Consider the following 18,549-nt stretch of genomic DNA (forward strand, 5'->3'; position numbering starts at 1 on the left):
TCCCACAGTTGAATGTGGGAGCTAGCCCTGCTGGCGATGACGGCAGTGCAGCCACCACAAGAACCAACAGAATTCAGGAAAGGTGCTTTATGACCGCAGCCAATGTTTACCCACAACGCCCAACCACCGGGGCCAAGGCCGAGTCGTCGCTGCATCACGCCGACCTGCCAAGCCTGGTGGGCAAGGGTCGCAAGAGCGCCGGTGTGACCGTGCGCGAGAAAAAACTCCTCGGCCACCTGACCCTCCGTGGCGATGGCCACGATGCTGCGTTCGCCGCTGGCGTGCAGAAGGCGCTGGGGATCGAATTGCCAGGTGCGCTGACCGTCACCGTCAAAGGTGAAACCAGCCTGCAATGGATGGGGCCGGATGAATGGCTGCTGATCGTGCCGACCGGCGAAGAGTTCGCCGCCGAGCAAAAGCTGCGTGAAGCGTTGGGCGACCTGCACATCCAGATCGTCAACGTCAGCGGTGGCCAGCAGATCCTCGAGCTGAGCGGCCCGAACGTGCGCCAGGTGTTGATGAAGTCCACCAGCTACGACGTGCACCCCAACAACTTCCCGGTGGGCAAGGCCGTCGGCACGGTGTTCGCCAAGTCGCAACTGGTGATCCGTCACACCGCTGAAGACACCTGGGAACTGCTGATTCGCCGCAGCTTCTCGGATTACTGGTGGTTGTGGTTGCAGGATGCTTCTGCCGAATACGGCCTTAGCGTTCAGGCTTGACCAGCGATCACCTGTAGGAGCGGGCTTGCTCGCGAAGGACCAGAGGGCGACGCGTTGATTCAGGATGCACGCGTTATCGTTGACGTCCATCGCGAGCAAGCTCGCTCCTACAGGTAGGTTTACCGATTTCTCAGGAGTCACCGCACTATGAGCCGCGCCCCAGACACATGGATCTTGACCGCCGACTGCCCCAGCGTGCTCGGCACCGTGGACGCGGTGACGCGCTTTCTGTTCGAGCAGGGCTGCTACGTCACCGAACACCACTCTTTCGATGACCGGCTCTCGGGCCGTTTTTTCATTCGTGTGGAATTCCGCCAACCGGATGGCTTCGACGAGCAGTCGTTTCGCGCAGGCCTGGCCGAACGCGGTGAATCCTTCGGCATGATCTTCGAACTGACCCCGCCGCATTACCGGCCGAAAGTGGTGATCATGGTCTCCAAGGCCGATCACTGCCTCAACGACTTGTTATACCGCCAGCGCATCGGCCAGTTGTCGATGGATGTCGCCGCCGTGATCTCCAACCATCCCGATCTCAAGCCGTTGGCCGATTGGCACCAGATTCCGTACTACCATTTCCCCCTGGACCCGAACGACAAACCGTCCCAGGAGCGTCAGGTGTTGCAGGTGATCGAAGAGTCCGGCGCTGAACTGGTGATCCTTGCCCGCTACATGCAAGTGCTGTCACCTGAGTTGTGCCGCAAACTCGATGGCAAGGCGATCAATATCCACCACTCCCTGCTGCCCGGTTTCAAGGGTGCCAAGCCTTATCACCAGGCCTATAACAAAGGCGTGAAACTGGTCGGCGCCACGGCCCACTACATCAACAACGACCTCGACGAAGGGCCGATCATTGCCCAGGGCGTGGAGGTGGTGGATCACAGTCATTACCCGGAAGACCTGATCGCCAAGGGGCGGGATATCGAAGGGCTGACATTGGCCCGGGCCGTGGGTTATCACATTGAGCGACGAGTGTTCTTGAACGCCAATCGCACGGTCGTTCTCTAGATCGCCTCCCCCTGTAGGAGCTGGCTTGCCAGCGAAGGGGCCGCAACAAACAACGCAAGACACACAGGCAATAACCCGAGCAATCAACGCGCCGCCGATCCCTGGCGACGCGACCGCTACATAAAAACAACAGCGAGGTGAAAGCATGTCTGGCAATCGTGGTGTGGTGTATCTCGGCGCTGGCAAGGTCGAAGTACAGAAAATCGACTATCCGAAAATGCAGGACCCGCGCGGCAGGAAGATCAACCACGCCGTCATCCTGCGTGTGGTTTCCACCAACATCTGTGGTTCCGACCAGCACATGGTGCGCGGCCGTACCACGGCGCAAACCGGCCTGGTGCTGGGCCACGAGATCACCGGTGAAGTGATCGAGAAGGGCAGCGACGTCGAGAACCTGCAGATCGGCGACCTGGTGTCCGTACCGTTCAACGTGGCTTGCGGGCGCTGCCGTTCCTGCAAGGAAATGCACACGGGCGTGTGCCTGAGCGTCAACCCGGCCCGTCCGGGCGGTGCTTATGGCTATGTCGACATGGGCGACTGGACCGGCGGCCAGGCCGAATACGCCATGGTGCCGTACGCCGACTTCAACCTGCTGAAACTGCCGGATCGCGACCGGGCCATGGAGAAAATCCGTGACCTGACCTGCCTTTCCGACATCCTGCCCACCGGCTACCACGGTGCCGTAACCGCCGGCGTTGGCCCAGGCAGCACCGTCTACATCGCCGGTGCCGGCCCGGTCGGCCTGGCTGCCGCCGCTTCCGCTCGCCTGCTGGGCGCGGCGGTGGTCATCGTCGGTGACGTCAACACCATCCGCCTGGCCCACGCCAAGGCCCAGGGTTTCGAAATCGCCGACCTGTCTTCCGACACCCCGTTGCACGAACAGATCGCTGCGCTGCTGGGCGAACCGGAAGTGGATTGCGCCATCGACGCCGTAGGCTTCGAAGCCCGCGGCCACGGCCATGACGGCGTCAAGCACGAAGCCCCGGCCACCGTGCTCAACTCGCTGATGGGCGTGGTGCGCGTGGCCGGCAAGATCGGCATCCCGGGCCTCTACGTCACCGAAGACCCGGGCGCCGTCGACGCCGCCGCAAAAATGGGCAGCCTGAGCATCCGCTTCGGCCTGGGCTGGGCCAAATCCCACAGCTTCCACACCGGCCAGACCCCGGTGATGAAGTACAACCGCCAACTCATGCAAGCAATCATGTGGGACCGCATCAACATCGCCGAAGTGGTGGGCGTGCAGGTCATCAGCCTGGATCAGGCGCCGGAAGGCTACGGCGAGTTCGATGCGGGCGTACCGAAGAAGTTTGTGATTGATCCGCATAAGTTGTTTAGTGCGGCGTAAGTAAGAGGCGAGAGACGGAAAAGGGCGACAAAACCGCCCTTTTCCTAGCATCTGTTTATCTTTGTACCCTGATTAATTTTGCTCAAGATTTTCTTATTTTAGAGATGTATTTTTCACGAAATTGAATGCGTAAATCCTCCAGTGAAACTGGAAAAATACCTTCTTGGTAAAGCTGAGTGTTCGCTCTGATATTTTGTCCTAAACGATGGCCGGCATCTTGTATCGCTAGGGGCACAATTGAAGCTGGGCGCACACTCAGTACTGCTGGCTCTCCATTTGGAAAGTTTATTGTTTCCCCAGCCCAGTTATGAATATCCTCGGACGGCCTTCCGCTCGGTAGTTTTTCGGGATTCTGCACTGAAAAAGCAGATCCTGAGCGAGAGCTTCCTGGTGGCGGACGATGAGGAAGAGAGGGAGCGAGAGAGGCGTCGACGCTGCTGTACGGTCGAACGCTCGCGTATCCGGATGGCAAGGATGAGGGCAGTCCTGAAGAGCTGTTTGTGCCAACGCTCGAATAAATAGAAGAGGCTGCTGTACCGCGTGTATGTGAGGTACGTGCTAGTGGGTTCAAGAATCGTCCAGTTTCTATAGTGCGTCCGCCGGCCCGAGCCGCACGTGGTGTACGTCCCAGGAAACTTAAGAAACGGTTGAGTAGTGAAACATGCCCCGTAGGATCACTCCGATTTACCGGATCCCCCACACAATACGCATACGCATTCAATCCGCCCTCCCCAAACGGACTCCAACTGTCTGGACTGTTGAACCGTTTCAATACCGGGTTATATGCCCGAAAGCCATTGCCCAACAAATAATGCCCTGTTAGCGGGTCCGACAGTTCTCCGTTGAAGCCCAGCGGACTGAGCAAGCCTTTTTCCCGGGTGCGGTGGCCATAGGATGTGTAAGCGATGGGATGAGGCTGATGCTCGTTGAGGACGTTTAACACCGAACGCTGTTGATCGGTTACCAGCAGCGTTGTGTTGTTTAATTGCATAGGCATCGATTGGGGGCCAGATAAGATTAAGAGATCCGTTCTCACAGCATCGTTCCTTTTTCTGCCGTTGCCTACTAGCAGATCTGATAGGTTTGTAATCCTCAAACCTGTATTGCGACGAGCGGGTTGAAAATGGTCCCGGGCCTGAGGAACATGCCCGCTCATACCCGGTCAAACCGGCAGCTTTGCGCCCGTGAGTCGGGCGTTTTCATGGCACAAGAGGATGTCTGGATGAAGATTTCACGCGGTTTTGTACTGGCTTCGCTGATGACCCTGGCGGCCAGCCCGGTCTTCGCACAGTTCAGCTTGAGCGATGCGGCCAATGCCATTGCGGGGATGAAGGGCGATAATGCTGCCACAGAGGCCGCGCCGACTTCGCAGACTGCGGACCTGCTGGGCGCGCTCAGCCAACTGAATGTGACGCCACAACAAGCCGTCGGTGGCGCCGGGGCGATGCTGGGGCTGGCGAAGAATCAATTGAGCTCGACCGACTACTCGGAACTGGCCAAAAGCGTGCCGGGGATCGACACACTGTCGGGCGGCGGTGAGCTGGGCGCGCTCGCGGGCTTGCTGGGGGCGACCGGTAAATCCGCTGGGCTGGATAACGCCTTGGGCAACGTCAAGGACACCAACGACCTGAACAACGCCTTCAGCGCCCTGGGCATGGACACCGGCATGATCGGCGTGTTTGCTCCGGTGATCCTGCAATACTTCGGTCAGCAGGGTGTCGGCGGTTCGCTGCTGCAAAGCCTGGGTGGAATTTGGGGCGCCGGCACTGGTACCGGCACCGGAATCGGCAGTTGATCAGCGGCTTTCGGCGCGCAACTCGTCGATACGCCGGTCCTTCTCGATCCAGAGCTGGTTGACCCAGTTCTGGACCTTCTCACGAAACAGCGGATCGTTTTCGTAATCACCCTGCCACAGCGCCGGGTCGAGCTCACGGGTCTTGATGTCGATGATGACCCTCGGCACGTTACCGCTGATCAAGTCCCAGAACCCCGGAATCGCCGGCTGCGGATACACCACGGTCACGTCGAGAACCGCATCGAGCTGTTCACCCATCGCCGCCAATACAAACGCCACGCCACCCGCCTTGGGCTTGAGCAGGTGGGTGAAGGGCGACTGCTGCTGAGCGCTTTTGGCGGCGGTAAAACGGGTGCCTTCCAGGTAATTGACCACCGTCACCGGCTGGCGCTTGAACAGCTCGCAGGCTTGTCGGGTGATCTCCAGATCCTTGCCGGCCAACTCCGGGTTCTTCGCCAGAAACGCCTTGCTGTAGCGCTTCATGAACGGGTAGTCCAGCGCCCACCAGGCCAGGCCCAGGAACGGTACCCAGATAAGTTCTCTCTTGAGGAAGAATTTGAAGAACGGCGTGCGCCGGTTCAACGTCTGGATCAGCGCAGGAATATCGACCCAGGACTGATGATTGCTGATCACCAGATAGGAAGTGTCGCGACGCAGATCGTCACCGCCGCGTATATCCCAGTGGGTGGGGATGCACAGACGAAAGATCAGTTTGTCGATCTCCGACCAGGTCTCGGCAATCCACATCACCACCCAGGAGGCGTAATCGCGAAAGCGCCCGTGCAGGACCAGTTTGAGCAAGGCAAACACCATCAGCGGTCCGATCAGGGCCAGGGTGTTGAGCAACAACAGCAATGTGACGAAACAGCCGGTGAGCAGGCGGCGCATAAATGACTCTTGGAAGCGTTTGGGCGCGCCATGATAAGCAGCTTCGGGCGACAGGCCAAATCGGTGCTGACGAATGTTTCACCTCCGGACCGTTACCCTTGTGGGAACGATCAGCTCAACAACGGTCTAAAATTGCGCTGCCAACTCCTCAAGGACTCCCAGTACGTGAAATCCCTTCTTGCATTGCTTTCACTCCTCGCACTGCCGGTCATGGCCGCCGAGCCGACTCTGTACGGGCGCTACGAATACATCTCGCTGCCGGAAATCGGTGGTGAAGTGCTCAAGGCTAAAATGGACACCGGCGCACTGACCGCATCGCTTTCGGCCAAGGACATCGAGACCTTCACTCGTGATGGTGAAGACTGGGTGCGATTCCGCCTGGCGACCAAGGGTGCGAGCAACAAGGTCTATGAACATAAGGTCGCGCGCATCAGCAAGATCAAGACCCGTTCAGAAGAGGACGAGGATGAAGATGTGGCCGCGCCGACCAAGCGTCCGGTGGTGGATTTGGAGTTGTGCCTGGGCAACGTCAAGCGAACGGTCGAGGTTAACCTCACCGACCGTAGCAGTTTCAATTACCCGCTGTTGATTGGTGCCAAGGCCTTGCGAGAGTTTGGTGCGGCAGTGAATCCGGCGCGACGGTTTACGGCGGACAAGCCGGATTGTTAATAGTTAACTCAGGGTTGCCTGGCCTCATCGTGAGTCTCTGATTTTGTTCGCGGTCTCAACAAAATCATTTGCGTTGAAGTCTCCGGCGACACGACTGGTGCCATCAATGCGCAGGGATGAGACATGGGAAATGACACTTGCCAGTTCATTTTTTGAGTAAGTAGGCCGGTCCTCAGATTTCTTATTTTTACTTCATTCAGATGTTTAAAAAAGGGTTTCTTGGATTGAGCAGGCCGGTATTTGTAATGACTGCATCCAAGGTGTTGCGAATGTGTTCATCGGCGGCATGGAGATACTTGATACCGGTTACTGCATCTGGAGGCGTTATTTTATTGAAGTGAGAAAGTTTTTTTGGGGTAAGTAGTTCGCGTGCAATTAATGCTTCTGGGTGGGTGCTCTTACTGTTTGCGAGAAATTTTATTTTCCCCGACGTATATTCCTATTACTAATGGGTGGTTCTTTATAGAAATTCAGATTTCTGATTGTTGTTTCACTATCTATGGCTCTTAAAATGCTGATCCTTTCAGTGCCGATATTTTGCCATGCATTTACAGTATTCCGAAATTGAGCAAGCTCTTGTGTTGGCATGTGTTCAACAGAGTCTGAAATGGCAGAAGAATTTGAAGTTATATTTCCACCGTTCGGCGCCCTGTTAGATGAGGCTGCTGAATTGCCGCTTATACTGCTATTCAAGCGAAGCTTCTGGTCCATGTTCTCACCGTCGACAAATGCTTGTTTGAGCTCTTTTCGGAACTGATTCTCATCCTTTTTTGTCAGCTTTGTTTTTGTATGTTTTGAGGTGAGTTGGGAGGGCGGCTGTACGCTCTCTGAGTTGCCCGGAACTTGTTGCCATGCCCCAATTTTTACAACTGTTTCGGGTTCGGCGGTTTTTTTCATTGCGCCGATTTTTCTTAGAAAAATTTTAAGCGGTCGCCAGGTGTGCCCCGTTGAATCAGAGCGATTTACCGGCTCTCCTCCACAGTACGCATAAGCATTAATGCCACCCTTTCCAAACGGACTCCAACTATCCGGACTATTAAATCGCATCAATACCGGATTGAACTGCCGATACCCTCTGCCCAAATGATAATGCCCGGTCACCGAATCCGGCAGCTCTCCATTAAAGCCGAGCAAGCTGAGCAAACCGTTTGCAAGTGGACGATGACCGTAGGGCGTATAGGCAAGGAGATGGGGTTGCGTTGCGTTGAGTGCATTCAACACCGAGCGCTGTTGATCAGTAGCCAGCAGGATTGTTTTACGTGAAGACGTAGGCATGGGTTGAGCTCCAGTGCTGAAGGTCCATGAATGCGGACCTTCAGCATCGGAGTTTTCTCAGGCGTTGCCTACTATCAGAACTGCTAGGGTGATGGCGCTTTGTGCGTCAAACCTTCGGCATCGTCGCCAGCATCGAAGGCCGCTGGCTCACCTCGAAATACCACGTCGCCAACTGCGGATTCGCCGATCGCCACTCCAGGTCCGGGTGGCGCAGATCCAGATAACCCAATGCACAGGCAACACTGATCGCCGCTACGTCGAAATGGCTGGTCAGCTCGGCAATCGCCTCTTTTTCCAGCAACGCCAGCGCACGGCGGATTTTGTCGCGTTGGCCGTCGAGCCATTGCTCCCAGTGTTTTTCAGGGGCACGCAGGGCGACTTCGTAGCGTACGAGTACCGCGGCGTCCATGATCCCGTCGGCCATGGAGGCGATGGTCAGGCGCCGCCAGCGGGCCGAGCCTTCGCGGGGGATCAGCGGGTTGCCGACGTGCTGGTGGTCGAGGTAATCGAGGATCACCCGGCTGTCGTGGATGACGCTGCCATCGGCCAGGCGCAGGGCGGGGATCTTGCTCAGGGGGTTGTCGTCGATCAGGGACTGGTCCGGGTCGACCGGGGTGAGTACGCAGTTTTGCAGGGCGACGCGGTCCTGTTGACCGGTTTCGTGCAGCAGCACCATGACTTTGCGGACGAAGGGGGAGAGAGGGTTGTGGTACAGGGTCATGCTCGGGGTGGACATGGCAGTGACTCGGTCGGTGGCGGTGTCACGCAGCATAACGTGTGGAGGCAATGTAGGAGCGAGCTTGCTCGCGAAGGGGCCGTGTCAGTCGACATCATTGCCGTCTGATACGCCGTTCGCGAGCAGGCTCGCTCCCACAGGGGATCTTTCTCAGTTCGCCGGTTGCAATGCGGCCTGTGGGCCCGCAGCGGTCTGCTGAGGCTTGAGTTCGCGGGCAACCGTCCAGACGATGAACGCGGCGACGATGTCGAAAATCGCCAGGGTCACGAACAGCGGGCTGTAGCCGATCTTGGTCACCATCACGCCGAACACCAGGGTGAAGGCAGCCGCGCCGAGGTAGCCGAACATGCCGCCCATGCCGGTAGCGGTGGCCACTTCGTTCTTGCCGAACGAGTCAGAGGTGATCGCATACAGCGCGCCGGACAAGGTCTGGTGAGCGAAGCCGCCGATGCACAGCAACGCAATCGCTGTGTACGGGCTGGCGACCAGGCCGATGCACGCCGGGCCGATCATGCAGGAGGCACCAAACAGCAGGACCATTTTGCGCGAGGTGAACAGCGACACTTTGCAGTGCTTGTGGAAGAACGGGCTCAGATAGCCACCGAGCACGCAGCCGAGGTCAGCGGCGAGGAACGGCAGCCAGGCGAACATCGCGATCTCTTTGATGTTCATGTGCCGCTCGGTCATCAGGTACAGCGGAATCCAGGCATTGAACGTCTGCCAGGCCGGCTCGGAGAGGATCCGCGCGCTGGCAATGGCGTAGAAGTTACGGCTGCCGATGATTTTCTTCCAGCTGCCCTTTTTCGTGGCCGGCTCCTTGAAGTGGTCTTCCTGGCCGCTGAGGATGTAGGCGCGTTCTTCATCGCCCAGGCGTTTTTGATCCCGGGGATGCTTGTAGAGGATCACCCACAGGAAGCTCCAGAGCACGCCCAGGCCGCCGACGATCAGGAACGCCAGTTCCCAGCCGCTGTGCAGGATCGCCCAGACCACCAATGGCGGCGCCAGCAGTGCGCCAATCGATGAACCGATGTTGAACCAGCCGATCGCAACCGAACGCTCCTTGGCCGGAAACCATTCGGTGGTGGCTTTCACGGCGGCCGGCAAGCCCGCGGCTTCTGTCAGCCCGAGCAGGCCGCGAACGAACGCCAGGCCCTGCCAGCCACTCGCCAGTGCCGCCAGCGCGCAGGCAATCGACCAGGCGAAGGCAAAAATCGCAAAGCCCATTTTGGTGCCGATGGCATCGATGATGTAGCCGGCCACCGGTTGCATCAGCGCATAGCAAACCTGCCAGGCAACGACGATGTGCGAATACTGTTCGGTGGAAATATTCATTTCGCTCATCAGGGTCGGGGCGGCCACTGACAGGGTATTGCGAGCGAGGTAGTTGACGATCAGACCGGCTGTTACCAGGCCGACCATCCACCAGCGGATGCCTTTGACTTTCATCACATCACCGTCATTTTTTTTGGATTTATTGTGGGTGTCGCATTTATTGTTGTAGGTTGTCGTACAACATGCGCCTTTATAGGAGTGCAAGGGTGAATGTGTCAACAAATATGTCTGGGATTTCGCCGGATGAGGCGACGGGCGGGGGGCATTGTCGTCGTATAACTTGTAGGAGCGAGCTTGCTCGCGATGGCCTTCAATATGACGCCGGAAGTCTGGCTCCCCGAGGCGTTCTCAGGTTTATCGCGAGCAAGCTCGCTCCTACAGGGGGTGGCGGGTTATTGGCGTTGGAGGAGGCCGCGCAAGGCGAGGGTGGCCGGAATACCCAGGCCAAGCCAGCTCAGGGCATCCCACACGCCGTCACCGAGCAGTGCGGCAAACAACCCCGCCGCAGTGAACAAGGCGATGACGGTGGGGGTGCCGAACACCTTCCAGAAATTCGACTGCCGGGGCCTCATGCCACACTCTCCGCTTTTTCCAGCACGGGTTTCGCGGCCTTGCGCCGCACCACCCACAGGTAGACGCCGCTGCCGAGCACAATAATCGTCAGCACATCCAGGGTCGCCCAGAGGATTTGCATCGGCATGCCACCGTAGTCGCCGAAGTGCAGCGGCTGCGACATGCCCATGGCGTCCATGTACCAGGGGCGCTCGGCCACGGCGGTGACTTGCAGGGTGCTGGCGTCGATCAGTACCGGCGTCAGCAGGTGCGAGGTCAGGTGCGTGCTGCCTTTCATGAAGACCGCGTAATGGTGCTCGCTGGAGAACCGCGTGCCGGGGAAGGCAATGAAGTCCGGCTGCATGCCGGGTGCGACTTCTTTGGCAATGTCCAGCAAACGAGTGGCCGGTGCCAGTTGCGTCAGCGGTGGTGCGTCGCGATACGGCGCAACCATCGCACTCAGACTGTCGTTGCGCCACGCGGCAATCAACAGGTCGGCGCAGGCACTGATCACGCCGGTCACACCCACCACCAGCGCCCAGGTCAGGGTTACCACGCCGATCAGGTTATGCAGGTCGAGCCAACGCAGGCGGGTGGACTTGTCCTGGCGCACGGTGGCGAATTTCAAGCGGCGCATGAACGGCAGATACAACACGGTGCCGGACACGATCGCGACGGCGAACATCAGACCCATGAACGCCAGCAGCAACTTGCCCGGCAACCCGGCGAACATGTCCACGTGCAGGCGCAGCATGACCATCATGAAGCCGCCATTGGCCGACGGCATCTCCAGCGCTTCGCCGGTACGGGCGTCGAGCATGAAGGTGTGGGACGAGTTCGGTTCGGTGCCGGCAGTGGCCGCCATGATCGCGATCGCGCCGTTGGGTTCGTCTTCGTCGAAACCGAAGTACTGCATGACTTCGCCGGGACGATGTTTTTCAGCCGCCTGCACCAGTTGCTGCAAATTCAGCTGCGGAGTGTCCGCCGGCATCTGCTTCAACTCGGCGGCGTCGCCCAGCAGATGGTCGATCTCATGGTGGAAGATCAACGGCAGGCCGGTCAGTGCCAGCATCAGCAAAAACACGGTGCAGATCAGGCTGGTCCAGGTGTGGACGAAGGACCAGCGACGAATTGTTTTACTTTTCATTTCATAGCCTTCAGAAAAACCAAAGCCGTCCACGAAGGACGGCCGGGTCGTTGGGCCTGTCAGGTCAAGCCGTTACCACTTGTAGTCAAGGCTGGCCATGAAGTTGCGACGGTCGCCGTAGTAGCAGTAGAAGCCGTCACAGGTCGATATGTATTCCTTGTCGAATACGTTGTTGGCATTGACGCTGACACTGACGCCCTTGAGGACATTGTCCAGGCGGCCAAGGTCGTAATGAACGCCTGCATCATAAACAGTGTAGGAATCGCTGTGGCCATCCGACGGATCGCGTACGAAGGCCATGCTGCCGATGGCAATGTTGTCGGTTTCGCCGACATAGCGCACGCCGAAGCCGATGCCGAAGCCATCCAGAACACCGGTATGCCAGGTGTAGTCAGCCCATGCAGCGGCCTGGTTTTCCGGGGTCAGTGGCAGCGGGCGGTTTTTGTCCAGTGGGTCGGTGACTTTGGTCATCTTGCTGTTGGCGTAGGTATACGAGGCGGTCAGGTTCAGGTTCTCGTTGACGTCACCCGTCGCTTCCAGCTCGAAGCCACGGACTTTCGCTTCACCCAGTGGGCGAGATACGCCCAGGGTGTCGCTGAGTACGATGTCCTTGCGGGTCAGGTCATAGGCCGCCGCTGTGAACAGCATGTCGGTACCCGGGGGCTGGTACTTGAGCCCCACTTCATATTGCTTGCCGGTCCCCGGGCGGAATGCCTCGCCGTTGGCGCCACCCGCTTCTGCCTGGAAGGATTCGGCGTAAGAGACGTAAGGCGTAAAGCCGGAGTCGAACACATAGCTGATGGCCGCGTTGCCGCTGAATTGGGTGTCGTCGCGGGTGTCCTTGGCGTTGTTCATGTTGTAGAACGTCGAATCGGTGTGCAGCCAGTCTTGACGACCGCCCAGGGTCAGGCGCCAGTTGTCGAGGGCCATTTGGTCCTGGACGTAGAGGCCTGTGTCATGGGTCTTCTGGTTGTAATCATTGAACGCGGTGTATTGGACGTTACTGAAGTCCTGGCCGTAAATCGGATTGGTGATGTTGCTGGTCGGCGCGCTGCCGAACAGCCATTTGTAGTTGGTGTTGACGCGTTGGTGATCCAGCCCCAGCAACAGGGTGTGCTTGATGGCAGCGGTGTCGAAATCGGCCTGGAAATTGTTATCCACGGCGAACTGGCTGAGGTCTTCGTCAACCACGTTGGCACCCCGGGACAGGGTGCCGTCGTCTGCGACCGAACCGTAGAAGCCGCCCGAGGTGATGCTCTGGAAGGACAGGTCGCTCTTGGTGTAGCGAAGGTTCTGACGGAACTGCCAGACGTCGTTCATCCGGTGCTCAAAGGCATAACCCAACGCGTAATAGGTCTTGTCGTAGAACTCCCATTGCGGATCACCGAGATTCTTGTGGAATTTGACTTCCCCGGCGGGCGTGGACAGTTTGGTGCCTTGTAGCGGCAGGAACTGGCTGGTGGTGCCGGTATCGTCACGGTTGTACTGGCTGAGGAAAGTCAGCGTGGTGTCGGGATCGATGTTCCAGGTCAGGCTGGGAGCGATGTTGTAACGCTTGTCGTCAATGTGCTCGATGGTTGTGTTGCTATCACGCACCACACCGCTGACGCGGTACAAAAAACGCCCTTCGTCATCGACCGGGCCGGTGCTGTCGAAGCTGATCTGCTTGCGCTCGTAGCTGCCGACCTGCAATTGCACTTCGTTACTGGCCAATGCATCAGGGCGCCGACTGACCATGTCGAGCATGCCGCCAGGTGGTGTCTGGCCGTAAAGCGAGGACGCAGGGCCACGCAGCAGGGCTACGCGCTCAAGGTCCCAGGTCTCCATCTTCGGCATGGTGTAAGTGCCCTTTGGCAGCGGCAAGCCATCGAGGAACTGGGTGGGCTCAAAGCCACGAACCTTCAGCCACTCGGCACGGCTATCGCTGCCGTAGCTGCTGGCAATGACCCCGGGCATGTAGCGTACGGCGTCATCCAGATTCTGTACGGCACGGTCCTGCATCTGCTCGCGGGTGGCGACAGAGATCGAGCGCGGTACTTCGGCCAGTGCCGTATCGGTCTTGGTCCCGGCCGCGGTGCGCTTGGCCAGATACCCTTGCACCGGGCCCCAGGCGTTTTCAGGATCTGCTTCCACACCGATGACGCTGGTCGCCGGCAGGGCCATCGCGCCCTCAGGCACCGCTACCAGGGTGTAGGTGCCGCCGCTTTGTTCCAGTTGCAGTCCGGTGCCGCGCAGGGCTTCGCGCAGGGCGCCAGCCGCGTCGAACTGGCCCTGCACCGGGGCCGAAGTCTTGCCAGCGGCCAGCGATGGGTTCAACGACAGCGCCAGACCGGCCTGGCTGGCGATCTGGTTAAGGGTGCTGGCCAATGGCGCGGCCGGCAGGCTGTAGGCACGAACGCTGGACGCCTGTTCAGCGGCGATCAGTTGGCTGCTTGCCAATGGGGTGCAAAAGGCAATGGCAAGCGCCAGCAAACTGGGGCGCAACAAGGTGTCTAGCGAACGGGACATACAGCGGCTCCTGAAAGTGAATACTTCTCAATTGCCTAGGTGCCGGACGAAAACCAAAAAGTGATAGGGCTGGATGAAAATAATTTCGATTCATCAATTGAGATACAAAAACCGTCAGCGCTTGGCCTCGGTTTTCGCCGCCACCGTCACCCACCATGGCGTGTGCTGTTCGATCTGCACTGGCAGGGTCGGCAGCAACGCGTTCAGAGCCAGGTTGGTGTCCTTGAGTGGAAAGCTGCCGGTGATCCGCAGGTCAGCCACTTCCGGCGCTACACCCAGGTGACCGGGACGATAGCGACCGATTTCTCGCAGCAGATCTTCCAGCCGCGCGTTGTCCACCACCAGCATGCCGCGGGTCCAGGCATCGGCGCCGAGGTTGAGCGCGGCAATCGGGCCCAGGCCGTCGCTGCGAATCAGCATTTGCTGGCCTTCGCGCAGAATCAACTCTTCGGGGCTCGATTGCGGATGGGCGGCCACCGCTGATTGCAGCACGCTCAGACGCGTGCCTTGCACTTCGCGCTTGACCAGGAACCGCGTACCCAAGGCGCGCATGCTGCCTTCGCGGGTTTCAACGATAAACGGCCGGGCATCGCCGTGACCGGTTTCGATCAGGATTTCGCCTTCCTGCAGGACGACCAGCCGCTGCTTCTCATCGAAACGCACGTCTACCGCACTGTGGGTGTTGAGGTTGATCAGGGTGCCATCGTCCAGGCGGATGGTGCGTTGCTCGCCGGTGGCGGTGCGCTGGTCGGCCAGCCAATAGTCGATCGGCAGGTAACGCTCGCCGGCAAACAGTGCCAGGCCGAGCACTGCAACGACACTGGCCAGGCCGCTGCCGAGCTTGCGCACCCGGCGGCGAATGCCTTCGCGCGATTGCAGCAGGGCGGTGCGGGCCGGGCCGCTGGCGATGCTGAAGCGCTGGTCGAGCATGCCCAGTTGACGCCAGGCGCGGGCGTGTTCTTCGTGGGCGGCGTGCCATTTGGCGAACTCCTCGCGTTCCACCGGGTTGCCGGAGTCCAGGGACAGTTGCCAGGCGATGGCGGCATCGAGCACCTGCGCCGACACCGGCTTGGAACTGACCGCGCTCATGTCGGCTCCCCGTACAAGGCGATGTAGCACTGACGAATGCCCTGGGCCAGGTATTGACGCACTCGCGGCACCGACACCCCGAGGCGCTCGGCAATCTCCGCGTGGCCGAGGCCATCGAGACGATTGTAGAGAAACGCCGCGCGGGCCTTGCTCGACAGCTTGCCCAGCAGGCGATCGATGTTCTTCAGGTCTTCGAGGATCATTTGCTGTTCTTCCACCGACGGTTGCTCGGCTTCTGGAATCAGCATCAGTTCAGTGAGGTAGGCCTGTTCCAGCGCGGCGCGGCGGAAATAGTCGAACAGCAGGCCCTTGGCAATCGCCACCAGGAACGCCCGCGGCTCGCGCGGCTCTTTCAGCTCCTCACGCCCAAGCAAGCGCACGAAGGTGTCCTGGCTCAAGTCCTCGGCCCGTTGCGGGCAGGCGACATTGCGACGCAGCCAGGCCAATAGCCAACCGCGGTGGTCGCGATATAACGCGCCGACGAGCTCACTTTGGGGGCTTGGGACTGACGACACGCAGCATCACCGATTGGGAAGTGTTAACTAACGAGAATAGTTCGCGATTGTGTCAGAGCTGAGGGCGGTAAGCAATTGACGCCGGTCGGGTAGGGTTTGTCGTAGGGCCCTGTAGGAGCGAGCTTGCTCGCGAAAAACGTCAACGATGACGCGTTTTGCCGGTAAGACCGATGCGCCTGATGTTTTTTCGCGAGCAAGCTCGCTCCTACAGGGGGTGGTGGTATTAAAAGGAATGGGTTTGCTGTCGCCGCTTCCACTGGTTCAACCGTTGCTGCAGGTTCAACGGGCTATGAATCTGCTGCTGGCGCGCGCGGCTGAACAGGATCAGCGCCAGTTCGGCGGTGGCCAGGGCGTCGGCGCTGGCGTTGTGGCGCTCAAAGACTTCCAGCTTGAACCAGTCGATCCACTCGTCCAGGCCGGCCTCGCGGATGTTGGCCTGCGGACACAGCAGCGGGGCGATGTCCGCCACATCCAGGAAAGCATGCTGCAACTTGTAGCCCAGGTGATCCTTCAATGCGCGTCCGAGCATGTGCTGGTCGAACGGCGCATGAAAGGCCAGCACCGGGCTGTCGCCGACAAACTCCATGAATTCGAGCAGCGCTTCGGCCGGATCACTGCCAGCGGCAATGGCGCTGGGCCCCAGGCCGTGAATCAGCACACTGGGGCCGAGTTTGAGTTCGTCGCATTGCAAGGTGCGTTCGAACTGGCGACTGAAATCGATCGCGCCATCCTCGATCACCACGGCGCCGATGGACAGGACCCGGTCCTTGTTCATGTTCAGCCCGGTGGTTTCCAGGTCGAGCACGACCCAGCGCTGTTCGCGCAGGCTGCACTCACTCAATCCGCTTACCGGCGGCAGCTGTTGCAGGCGATGTTGCAGGTCGGCGGACAGGCTCGGGCCGGCGGGGCGCAGCCAGGAAAACAGGCTCATGGCTGATAGCTCATAACTGATACCGCAGAGTCAGGCTGCTTTGCAGGCGTTGAGCCTGACGCAGGGATTCGCGCAGGATGCGTCGGTCGAGATGGTTGAGGCTGTCGGGATCGACCCGGTTGGAGTAGGGCAGATTCTCCCGGGTCTGTCGCTGATGTTGCTGCATGCGGGTTTGCTGGATGAAGTGATAGGCCTCTTCGTACGCCGCGCCGTCCAGTGGCTCGATGACCTCTTTGGCCACCAGCTGGCGAAAGCGCTCCAACGTATTGTTCGCTTCGATGCCGTGGGCCAGGGCGAGTAACCGCGCCCCGTCGACGAAGGGAGTCAGGCCCTGGATCTTCAGGTCCAGGGTGGCTTTCTCGCCATTTTTGCGCGCCAGCACGAACTCGCGGAAACGTCCTACGGGAGGACGATTGCGCAACGCGTTTTCCGCCATCATGCGCTGGAACAGGCGGTTATCGGCCACCTGGTCGAGAATCCCCCGACGCAACTGTTCGCAGCCTTGCTCGCTGCCCCACACCACGCGCAAATCGAAGTAGATACTCGAACCCAACAGGTTCTCTGGCGTGGCTTCACGGATAAACGCTGCAAAGCGTCGCGCCCATTCGGCCCGTGACAGGCAAAGCTCGGGATTGCCGGCCATGATGTTGCCTTTGCACAGGGTGAAACCGCAGAGCGCCAGGCTCTGGTTGATCTGATGGGCGATGGGCAGCAATTTCCCGCGAATCTCGGCGGCGTGGGCCGCGTCCGTTGCTTCGAACAGGATGCCGTTGTCCTGGTCGGTGTGCAGCGTCTGTTCGCGGCGACCTTCGCTGCCGAAACACAGCCAGCTGAACGCAATGCCGGGGTCGCCTTTCTCGGCCAGGGTCAACTCGATCACCCGGCACACGGTGTGGTCGTTGAGCAGGGTGATGATGTGGGTGATCTGGGTCGAAGACGCACCGTGGGCCAGCATGCGCTCCACCAGTTGACCAATCTCTCCGCGCAGCAGCACCAGGTTTTCCACGCGCTGGGCGCTGCGGATGGTGCGCGCCAGGTGCACCAGGTCGACCCGTTGCAGGGAAAACAGATCGCGTTCGGAAACCACGCCGCACAGGCGCTGATCCTTGACCAGGCAGACGTGGGCGATATGCCGTTCGGTCATCGCAATCGCGGCGTCGAAGGCGCTGTGGTCCGGAGACAGGAAAAACGGCGACCGGGTCATGTGCCGCTCGATCGCCTCGTTGAAGTCGCCGGTGCCGCTGGCCACGACATGGCGCAGGTCGCGCAGGGTGAAAATGCCCAGCGGCGCCTTATGTTCATCTACGATCACAATGCTGCCGACCTGCTGCTCGTGCATCTGGGTCACGGCCTCACGCAGGGGCGTGGTTGGGCTGCACATCACGGGATGGCGCATGGCCAATTCGCCCAGGCGGGTGTTGAGCGAGTATTGGGTGCCCAGGGTTTCCACGGCTCTTTGCTGGACCTGCTGATTGACCTGATCCAACAGGCTGCTCACGCCACGTAGGGCAAAGTCGCGGAAGGTGCCGGAAATGGCGAACAATTTGATGAATGCCAATTTGTTCAGCTGTAGGCAAAAGGTGTCTTCGGCGGCGAGATGTTCGGTGCGGGTCGCACGCTCACCCAGCAACGCAGCGAGGGGGAAACACTCGCCGGTGGTGATTTCGAAGGTGGTTTCGGTTCCGCCCTTGGCCGTGTGCGGACGTTCGCCGACGACCCGACCCTGCTTGACGATGTAAAAGTGCTCAACCGCGCCGTCCGCGGGCTTGATGATGCTCTCGCCGGGGGCGTAGAAGCGCAGTTGGCATTGCTCGACCAGGTACGCCAGGTGGGCGTGTTCCATCTGGTTGAAAGGCGGGAAGCGCTGAAGGAATTGCAAAGTGCCCTGGATGTTCTGCAACACCGCGGTTTTCCCTGCCTGTGTGAAGGCGTCCGCTTTACTCATAACCATTACCGCAGTCTTTTTTTGAATTGTTGTTGTCGGATGACTTACCCATGGTCGACCCCTACGGTCGGGGTGCCCATTGGACGTAAGTCTAG

At 59.4% G+C, this 18,549-nt stretch carries 17 protein-coding genes and 1 pseudogene; 5 read left to right on the forward strand and 13 right to left on the reverse strand.

The features are described 5' to 3' along the window. Positions 1-89: 89 nt before the first annotated feature. The 3 genes from ACYP2Q_RS11360 to fdhA all read left to right on the forward strand — a co-directional run bounded on the left by ACYP2Q_RS11360 (position 90) and on the right by fdhA (position 3,072). On the forward strand, positions 90-722 hold the full coding sequence (locus ACYP2Q_RS11360) for a sarcosine oxidase subunit gamma (RefSeq protein WP_459730525.1): 633 nt from the start codon (positions 90-92) through the stop codon (positions 720-722). A gap of 147 nt (positions 723-869) precedes the next feature. Further along, positions 870-1,727: a formyltetrahydrofolate deformylase gene (gene purU, locus ACYP2Q_RS11365; RefSeq protein WP_034147445.1), complete on the forward strand. Its 858-nt coding sequence runs from the start codon at positions 870-872 to the stop codon at positions 1,725-1,727. Positions 1,728-1,872: 145 nt separating this feature from the next. Continuing rightward, positions 1,873-3,072, forward strand: a complete 1,200-nt coding sequence (fdhA, locus tag ACYP2Q_RS11370) for a formaldehyde dehydrogenase, glutathione-independent (RefSeq protein WP_046818240.1) — start codon at positions 1,873-1,875, stop codon at positions 3,070-3,072. A gap of 82 nt (positions 3,073-3,154) precedes the next feature. On the opposite strand, the gene ACYP2Q_RS11375 is transcribed toward fdhA, so the two are convergent. Then, positions 3,155-3,430: a hypothetical protein gene (locus ACYP2Q_RS11375; protein ID WP_459730634.1), complete on the reverse strand. Its 276-nt coding sequence runs from the start codon at positions 3,428-3,430 to the stop codon at positions 3,155-3,157. 363 nt (positions 3,431-3,793) lie between these two features. Then, a pseudogene (locus ACYP2Q_RS11380) lies at positions 3,794-4,228 on the reverse strand (RHS repeat-associated core domain-containing protein); the annotation flags it as partial. 66 nt (positions 4,229-4,294) lie between these two features. Here ACYP2Q_RS11380 and ACYP2Q_RS11385 point away from each other — a divergent pair. Further along, positions 4,295-4,867, forward strand: coding sequence for a DUF2780 domain-containing protein (locus tag ACYP2Q_RS11385; protein WP_459730526.1), 573 nt, complete (start codon positions 4,295-4,297; stop codon positions 4,865-4,867). Here the strand turns inward: ACYP2Q_RS11385 and ACYP2Q_RS11390 are convergent, their stop codons facing one another. Further along, positions 4,868-5,755, reverse strand: coding sequence for an acyltransferase (locus ACYP2Q_RS11390; RefSeq protein ID WP_459730527.1), 888 nt, complete (start codon positions 5,753-5,755; stop codon positions 4,868-4,870). Positions 5,756-5,920: 165 nt separating this feature from the next. Between ACYP2Q_RS11390 and rloA2 the strand changes: the two genes are divergently transcribed. Further along, positions 5,921-6,424: a retropepsin-like aspartic peptidase RloA2 gene (gene rloA2, locus ACYP2Q_RS11395; protein WP_274075557.1), complete on the forward strand. Its 504-nt coding sequence runs from the start codon at positions 5,921-5,923 to the stop codon at positions 6,422-6,424. Between the two features lie 417 nt (positions 6,425-6,841). Here the strand turns inward: rloA2 and ACYP2Q_RS11400 are convergent, their stop codons facing one another. The 10 genes from ACYP2Q_RS11400 to ACYP2Q_RS11445 form a co-directional block, all read right to left on the reverse strand. Next, positions 6,842-7,699 (reverse strand): RHS repeat-associated core domain-containing protein, encoded by an 858-nt coding sequence (locus ACYP2Q_RS11400; RefSeq protein ID WP_459730528.1) that lies wholly within the window; start codon positions 7,697-7,699, stop codon positions 6,842-6,844. A gap of 106 nt (positions 7,700-7,805) precedes the next feature. Further along, positions 7,806-8,435 carry a glutathione S-transferase gene (locus tag ACYP2Q_RS11405; protein WP_459730529.1) on the reverse strand — a complete coding sequence of 210 codons (630 nt, stop codon included), beginning with the start codon at positions 8,433-8,435 and terminating at the stop codon, positions 7,806-7,808. Positions 8,436-8,585: 150 nt separating this feature from the next. Next, positions 8,586-9,881, reverse strand: a complete 1,296-nt coding sequence (locus ACYP2Q_RS11410) for an MFS transporter (RefSeq protein ID WP_459730530.1) — start codon at positions 9,879-9,881, stop codon at positions 8,586-8,588. 278 nt (positions 9,882-10,159) lie between these two features. Beyond that, positions 10,160-10,339: a hypothetical protein gene (locus ACYP2Q_RS11415; protein ID WP_459730531.1), complete on the reverse strand. Its 180-nt coding sequence runs from the start codon at positions 10,337-10,339 to the stop codon at positions 10,160-10,162. Continuing rightward, positions 10,336-11,466: a PepSY-associated TM helix domain-containing protein gene (locus tag ACYP2Q_RS11420; RefSeq protein WP_459730532.1), complete on the reverse strand. Its 1,131-nt coding sequence runs from the start codon at positions 11,464-11,466 to the stop codon at positions 10,336-10,338. The genes ACYP2Q_RS11415 and ACYP2Q_RS11420 overlap by 4 nt, the downstream gene beginning before the upstream one ends. Positions 11,467-11,538: 72 nt before the next feature. Next, a complete protein-coding gene (locus tag ACYP2Q_RS11425; protein WP_459730533.1) occupies positions 11,539-13,974 on the reverse strand; it encodes a TonB-dependent siderophore receptor in 2,436 nt (811 codons plus the stop codon). Between the two features lie 114 nt (positions 13,975-14,088). Continuing rightward, positions 14,089-15,063: a FecR domain-containing protein gene (locus ACYP2Q_RS11430; RefSeq protein WP_459730534.1), complete on the reverse strand. Its 975-nt coding sequence runs from the start codon at positions 15,061-15,063 to the stop codon at positions 14,089-14,091. Next, positions 15,060-15,578 (reverse strand): RNA polymerase sigma factor, encoded by a 519-nt coding sequence (locus ACYP2Q_RS11435; RefSeq protein ID WP_032831242.1) that lies wholly within the window; start codon positions 15,576-15,578, stop codon positions 15,060-15,062. Before ACYP2Q_RS11435 ends, ACYP2Q_RS11430 begins: the two co-directional genes overlap by 4 nt. 223 nt (positions 15,579-15,801) lie before the next feature. Beyond that, positions 15,802-16,509 (reverse strand): 3'-5' exonuclease, encoded by a 708-nt coding sequence (locus ACYP2Q_RS11440; RefSeq protein ID WP_459730535.1) that lies wholly within the window; start codon positions 16,507-16,509, stop codon positions 15,802-15,804. A 10-nt stretch (positions 16,510-16,519) separates the two neighbouring features. Beyond that, complete coding sequence (locus tag ACYP2Q_RS11445) at positions 16,520-18,460, reverse strand: putative nucleotidyltransferase substrate binding domain-containing protein (protein WP_459730536.1); 1,941 nt, start codon at positions 18,458-18,460, stop codon at positions 16,520-16,522. Positions 18,461-18,549: the final 89 nt, after the last annotated feature.

The organism is Pseudomonas sp. MHK4 (genome assembly GCF_054600775.1).